The sequence below is a fragment of the Streptomyces sp. NPDC051172 genome, assembly GCF_040682555.1.
Taxonomy (GTDB): Bacteria; Actinomycetota; Actinomycetes; order Streptomycetales; family Streptomycetaceae; genus Streptomyces.
In genome coordinates, this window is record NZ_JBFBBE010000231.1 from 1 (window position 1) to 6513 (window position 6513).

General features: G+C 66.9%; 7 protein-coding genes. 4 read left to right on the plus strand and 3 right to left on the minus strand.

The genetic code is table 11. The annotated features are described in order from the left end of the window. On the plus strand, positions 1-883 hold an 883-nt coding region (locus AB0N07_RS49295), incomplete at its 5' end, for an IS66 family transposase (protein ID WP_365847307.1). Positions 884-905: 22 nt separating this feature from the next. Further along, complete coding sequence (locus AB0N07_RS49300; RefSeq protein WP_365847317.1) at positions 906-1280, plus strand: hypothetical protein; 375 nt, start codon at positions 906-908, stop codon at positions 1278-1280. A gap of 161 nt (positions 1281-1441) precedes the next feature. On the opposite strand, the gene AB0N07_RS49305 is transcribed toward AB0N07_RS49300, so the two are convergent. Together AB0N07_RS49305 and AB0N07_RS49310 are read right to left on the minus strand one after the other, a co-directional pair. Next, entirely contained in the window at positions 1442-1645 is a 204-nt protein-coding gene (locus AB0N07_RS49305) for a hypothetical protein (protein WP_365847309.1), read from the minus strand. A gap of 434 nt (positions 1646-2079) precedes the next feature. Next, positions 2080-3285 carry a hypothetical protein gene (locus AB0N07_RS49310; RefSeq protein ID WP_365847311.1) on the minus strand — a complete coding sequence of 402 codons (1206 nt, stop codon included), beginning with the start codon at positions 3283-3285 and terminating at the stop codon, positions 2080-2082. A gap of 565 nt (positions 3286-3850) precedes the next feature. On the opposite strand from AB0N07_RS49310, the gene AB0N07_RS49315 reads away from it, so the two are divergent. Further along, positions 3851-4126, plus strand: coding sequence for an aldehyde-activating protein (locus AB0N07_RS49315; RefSeq protein WP_365847319.1), 276 nt, complete (start codon positions 3851-3853; stop codon positions 4124-4126). Between the two features lie 203 nt (positions 4127-4329). Further along, complete coding sequence (locus tag AB0N07_RS49320; RefSeq protein WP_365847313.1) at positions 4330-5316, plus strand: aminoglycoside phosphotransferase family protein; 987 nt, start codon at positions 4330-4332, stop codon at positions 5314-5316. Here AB0N07_RS49320 and AB0N07_RS49325 read toward each other — a convergent pair. Next, the coding region (locus AB0N07_RS49325) for an ATP-grasp domain-containing protein (protein ID WP_365847315.1) at positions 5317-6513 on the minus strand (1197 nt) is incomplete at its 5' end.

Sequence of the window (6513 nt, forward strand, 5' to 3'; positions counted from 1 at the left end):
GGCCACCCGGCGATCACCGCTGCCCGCACCCCGAAGAAACACCCGCAACCCGCCCGACACCCGTGATCAATATTCACGCGGTGGATCGAGGCTGAAGGCGCTGCCCAGCTTCGAAACCAAGGCCAAGGAGCATCTGGCCACCGTGCCGGTCGCGCACGCGGACGAGTCCGGAGTGCGGGTCTCGGGCACACTGCACTGGCTGCATGTGATGTGCACCCACCTGGTCACCTTCTACGGCATCCACCCCCAGCGCGGCCGGGACGCGATGGACGACCTCGGCGTCCTGCCCGCCTTCACCGGCACCCTGGTCACCGACGCCCTGGCCTCCTACACCGTCTACGGCACCACCCAGGCCCTGTGCGGCGCCCACGTCCTGCGGGAACTCATCGCCGTGACCGAGGACACCCGCACAGATCCCGCCTGGGCCCAGGCGATGATCGATGTCCTCATCGAGGCGAAGGACGCGGTCGCCGACGCCGTGGCCACCGGGCACGACGCCCTGGACGCCGAGACGCTGACCAACTTCCAGGACCGTTACCGCCAGGCCACGTTGTGCGGCATCGCCGCCAACCCCTACCCCGGCACCGGCCCCCGCTCCAAGGCCCGCGCCCTGGCCGAACGGCTGCGGGACCGCACCCCCGAGTACCAGCGGTACATGACCGACTTCACCGTCCCGTTCGACAACAACCAGGCCGAACGCGACCTGCGGATGATCAAGGTGCAACAGAAGGTCTCCGGGGCCTGGCGGACTCTGACCGGCGCGAGGCGCTTCGCCCGGATCCGCTCCTACATCTCCACCGTCCGCAAACACGGCATCAGCCCCCTCACCGCCCTACGTGACCTCTTCACCGGGCGGCCATGGATGCTGCCCGCAACCAGCTGAAACCCCTAAACAGTTACCCCGCATCCGCGCGGCCATCGACCGCCTTTTGGCCGGCCAGCCCACCAGCTCCAATGGCAGCCTCACTGTGGTCGCGCTCGCCGCGGAAGCCGGTGTTCACCGCATGGCTCTGCAGAAGCGCCATGCCGACCTCAAGGAGGAGTTCTACGCGCGAGTCCGCGCGGATACGCACCAGACCCCGGAAGTCGAGCGGCGGCTACGCAAAGAGGTGGTCCGCCTGAAGGAAGCCCTCAAGGACTCCCGGGCCGCCGAGGCCACGTCCCGGCACCGAGCGGAGCAGATGGCGCTCGCCGCGGCTGTCCTCATTCTGCGCGAGCCCCTCGGCGAGGATCAGTCCGACCCTGAAAACGTCGTCCCGATCCGCCCACCCGCCGGCTGAAGGTCCAGGCCGTCACGCAGCGACGCCGAGTTCCTTGCGGATCCGATGTGCAAACTCGCCATCGGCCTGCTGCGCCAGGCCGGCTGGGGCGGCATCGCCGCCGCAGCCGACAACCACCGGCCGCGCCACCGCCTTACTCGATCGCGCAGCCTGAGAACGCCTCAGGGCCGCGCCTCGACAAGGGCCTTGGCAGCGTCACGAATCGACATCTCGACCCTGAACTCTGGGGTAAACACGTGGTACTTCATTTCGATCGTGTCGGCCAATTCGGACATGTACAACGAGTCCAGACGGAGCGCCTTGAAGGTCAAGGAGGGGTTGACGGGGGTTACGTCGTCGATATTGTCCAGGTCTTCCTTCAACACGTTCCAGATCATGTTGATGGCCTCGTATTCGGTCGTGATGCTCTTGCTGCGCCTTTCGGATAGTGCGTGCGGTTAAGTCGTCGCACACCTCCAACGACACCGCATTCGGTGCGTTACTCCTCAAGAGATGTCCACAAATGCGGGCAAACCCCATCCCGCATCAGCCCCAACCGCATGAGCGTCCTCGCTAGAGCCATCCTCACGCTGGAGAAGCAACGCCGAAAACGCCCAATCGCCTCAAAACGCGCTGAGCGGTGGCCATGAGGTACGACAGACTGGCGTTCCGCTATGAGGCGACCGTCCTCGTCGCGGCCATCAATGAGTGGCAGTGACGAGGACGGGTTGACGCTTCGGTCAGCGGTCATCCGGTCTGGCTGGAACTGGTCGGCGCGGGCGGCAGGCGCGCACCCCGCGCCGCCGGGCCGAAGTCAAGTTCATTTGATCGGAATGATGTCTACATGCACCTTAGGGCTGGCGAATTCTGGATTGGGGTTCGAACGATACTTAAAGTCAAATTTGTACTCGCCGCCATCGGCAGGAATCCCCTCGTGCTTAGCCATGGTCCGCTCATCGGACTCCCACGGACCAATCTCTCTCATTCCGTTGGCGAAAGACACCGTCCCCGCAGACCGCGCATCCCACTCGGGATAAATCTTTTCATTCTGCCCCTCGATGTAATACTTAATGCGATAGCATTCGTACGTCCTGGGATTTCCCTGCCCCTTCGGGGGCGGGCACAACACCGAGATTCCCGTAAAGTTATCGCGGCCCGTTCCCCATTCCCATCCACCGATACGGCGTCCGCCACCCAGGATTCCCGTCGAGCATTCCCGGGGCTTGGAAAAGTACGCTCGGACGTTCTTTTGTTCCTCGTCCTTGGTCGTTCGGTCGGGCGGCTCCGTGGGCGGAGCGCATTCGTCCACTTGCGGATCAGGGGGTGTGGGAATGTTGAGCATCGTGTCAGCCATGTAATCGTAGCTCTCCACGTCCGTGGCCCCGGTCGGCATCTGTCGGGCGATTCTCATCCCTCCCCCGGCGGTGGGGCATTCCAGAATCCATCCCTGTTTTACCACGACATCCGAAATGATGCTTCCCCTCACCAGCTTCAACGCCCCGCCCTCTCTCACCCATTCGTCGGAGACGGATTTCACCTTGAAAAATACGGGCCGGGCAATGATGGTCCTTCCGATGAGAGGGACAATTTTGATCGTGTCTTTGACGCCGAAGGTGACGGTTTTCTGATCCCTGACCGAATCTGCGCTGCTTGTACCAAACCCGAGCAGGCCAGAAATCGCACCGTCCGGAAGGGCTGGGTACTTAGCCCGCAGGGCGTTCTCCGCAGTCTTTACGGCGATTCCCACTACGGATTTAAGCGTGTTGCGCCAGTCGTCGCTACCGCCGCCCCTGGGGATTGTTTGAGTGGTGGTTTCTTCATTCGAGATTGTCAGCTCACGGGCTCCGCCCCCTTGCACATGGATAGGGTCACCCCCTTTCTGGAGGTAGATACCGTGCTTCTGGTAGAACGGCAAGGCGACCGCGTGCCGGAGGTTGCTGTCCGCAGGAATATCGTAGGGGCTCGCGTATGAACCCGCCCCCATCCCTCTTCCCCTGGGGCCGTCGGCAGTGAGCGGCTCATTCATTTCGTCACTCTCTCTGTTGTTGGGTGCTCCGAAGCGGCACGGATATGCGTTAAGTCGGCCCGCAACATGACAACGCTCCTTCTGCAGTTGCACGGAATGAATCACCGTGCGGAGCGAGGGGAGCCGGGAGCTTTGGTGATCACTAGCGTGTCACGCTCGACGCGGTCTTCGACTTGGTTACTGGCTGGGAAACTTAACTGCCACCCGAAAGGGTGAGGCCAGCGGATCGTGACCGCCCCTGACCTCCTGGGGCCAGCGTGTTCGAACTATGGCTCATCAGAGCCAGCCGCTACCGGAGTTGCCCGCAGACCTTTGGATGCTCGCTGTCGACACTCGGGACCAAGTGATCTCCAGCCGGTCTGAACCCGCCGAACTGTGGGCCGAAGCTGCGAACTGGTCGAAGTGGCGCCAGGACATCACCCGCCTCCGCAACGTCCTTGAATCTCCGATCTCCGTGGCTACCACCGTGCGCCACCATGCTGAGGGTGCACACGACGGAACAGAAGGACTTGACAGGGAAACCTGTGCCTGTGGGCATTGCCAGAAGCTGGGTGGCACCCCCGTGATGTGGTGGGTGGGATTCGAGAAGGTCACCTGGACCGGTGACAGCGAGCCGACCTGGTACGAGACCTTCGAAGGTGAGGCGAAACGCGGCTTCTGCGCGACCTGTGGCAGCCGCCTTGCGGCGATCGACAGCGACATCCCGGAGATCGGCATCAACGTCACCGCCCTCGACGACACCAGCGGGCCAGACCTCGTGCCGATCCACACGTCCTTCCGCGACAACGCCGTGCACTGGCTGCCCCCGATGCCGGAGACCGAGCACAGCACGGCCGGTTGACCGCGCGTCTACTGGTCGGCGATGTCGCCTGTTCCCTTGATGGCCCGGGCCGACGTGGGGAAGAGAGCAGCCGCGGCCGATCGAGGTTGTTGGCGGAGCCCCAGGGCACCATGTAGCAGCGCTCCGAGAGGCCGAACGCCGCTGAACAGATCGCTCCCGGGAGTTGCGGATTTCGGATACCGATCGACGGTAGCGTGCGCTACATGGAGTTCCGGCCCGTTGAGCGCGCCCCGGAGGCGTTCCAGCAGTCACTGACCGCGGAAGAGATCGAGGCGGTGTGCCGCCGAGCTTTCGGCGACGATGCAGTGCCTGTGTCCGTGGCCGAGCTGGGCACGGGCATGTACAACAACGTCTATCGCGTGGCTCTGGCCGGGCGGGACCGCCCGGTGATTCTTCGGGCGGCGCCGGCGGAGGAGCGGCAGTTCCGCAGCGAGCTTCACCTGATGAGGAACGAGCACGCCAGCGTGCCGTGGCTGGCTCCGATCGCACACCTGACGCCGCAGGTGATCGCCGCAGACTGGACGGGGCAGGTGATCGGCCGGGACTGGATGATCCAGACCTATCTGGACGGTGTCCCGGCTCCGGAGCATCTAGGGTCGTACCCGCGCAGCACGTGGCCGACGTTCTTTCGGCAGATGGGTGCGATCACCCGTGCCGTACACGACGTGCAGGGACCGCACTTCGGGCCCGTAGCCGGGCCCGGCTTTGCCACGTGGAGCGACGCCGTGATCGCGTCGCTGGAGGACATCGCCGAGGACCTGGACGGTGTGGGACTGGACTCGGCGGACGTGCGCAAGATCGCCGCCGTGGCCGGCCACGACCGGGCGGCGCTGGACGAGGTCACCGAACCCCGCCTCCTGACCGGCGACCTGTGGACGGTGAACGCTCTGCTCGACCGCGACGCCGACGTGCCGACCATCAGCGGCGTGCTGGACTTCGACCGCTGCCACTTCGGGGCGCCGGAGGCGGATTGGACGATCCGCATGGCGACGGCCAAGGACGACGAGCGGACCGCGTTCTGGGAGTCCTACGGGCCGCTGGACCGCTCGGAGGCGGCGGTGTGGAGGTCGCGGATCTACGAGGCGAGGCACCTGGGCGCGATCCGGCTGGAGCGGCACCGGCTGGGGAAGGCGGACGCGGTCCGCGAGAGCTACGGGGCGATGGCCGACCTGCTCGCCGAGCTGAGCTGATCAGGTCCGCCCGGTGCGGAGCGGTGCCGAAACGACCCGGACGCGGATCTGCCGCGCGAGCAGGTCGGCCCGCCGTTCCACCTCGGCCGCGTCCGGGCCTGTGACGACGAAGGCGCCCAGCCGGTCGGCGTTGACGCCAGCCGCGGTCACCAGGCCGCCGAACGCCGCCCGCCAGCGCACGAACGGCACCCCCGGCCCCGGCTTCGGGAACCCGGCCAGGGAGGTGAGGCGCCCGGCGCACGGGGCGGTGACGAAGCGGACGGTGGCGTGACCGTGGACGGTGGGGACGAGCGCGGCCGGACGGCCCAGCGCGACGTCGAGCAGGGCCGCGAAGACGTCGATACCCAGAGCGTGCTGGAGCAGGACGCCGATATGCCCGGCGCCGAGTCGGGCGGCGATCTCGATGACCGTGCACCGACCGTCGGGGGCGATGACGACCTCGGTGTGCGAGGCGCCGTGACGGATGCCGACCGCGCGGATCGCCGCGTCCACCTCCCGGTGCACGGCCGTCTCGGTCGCCCGGGGCAAGCGGACCGGGAGGCTGTGCCCGGTCTCGACGCGGCGGGCGCCGCCGGTCACCGCCTTCCGCGTGACGGCCAGGTGCGTGGTGACGGCGTCCTGGGTGACCGATTCGACGCTGTACTCGTCGCCGGCGGCGTACGCCTGGACCAGGATGCCCGCCGCCGCGTCGCCGTACCGCCCGCGCGCCGTGCGGGCGGTGTCGGCGGCCGCGGCGGCTTCGGCCGGTGAGGTCACCACGGTGACCCCGGCCGAGCCCGCCCCGCTGACCGGCTTGATCACGCACGGAAAGCCGACGCCCGGGTCTGCGAGTGCGTCGTGCAGTTCCGTGTCGTCGTGGACGAGCCGGGTGTAGGGGACGTGTACGCCGGCCGCGGTGAGCACGCTCGCCATCGCCGCCTTGTCGCGGGCGGCGTGCGCGAGGTGCGGGTCGTTGCCGGGCAAGCCGAGTTCGGCGCACACGCGCGCGGCGAGCCCGGTCAGGTACTCGTTGGCGGTGAGGACGGCGCCGACGCCGCGGCGGCGGGCGTACGCGGTGATCTCTTCCACGGCCCGGTCGGGTCGGGCGAAGTCGGTGACGACCCGCCCGGCCAGCTCCGGCGCCGGGGCTGGCCCGTCCGCCACGGTCGCGGCGTGGACCTGGTGGCCGCGGTCGGCCGCCGCGCGGGCGAGCGCGGC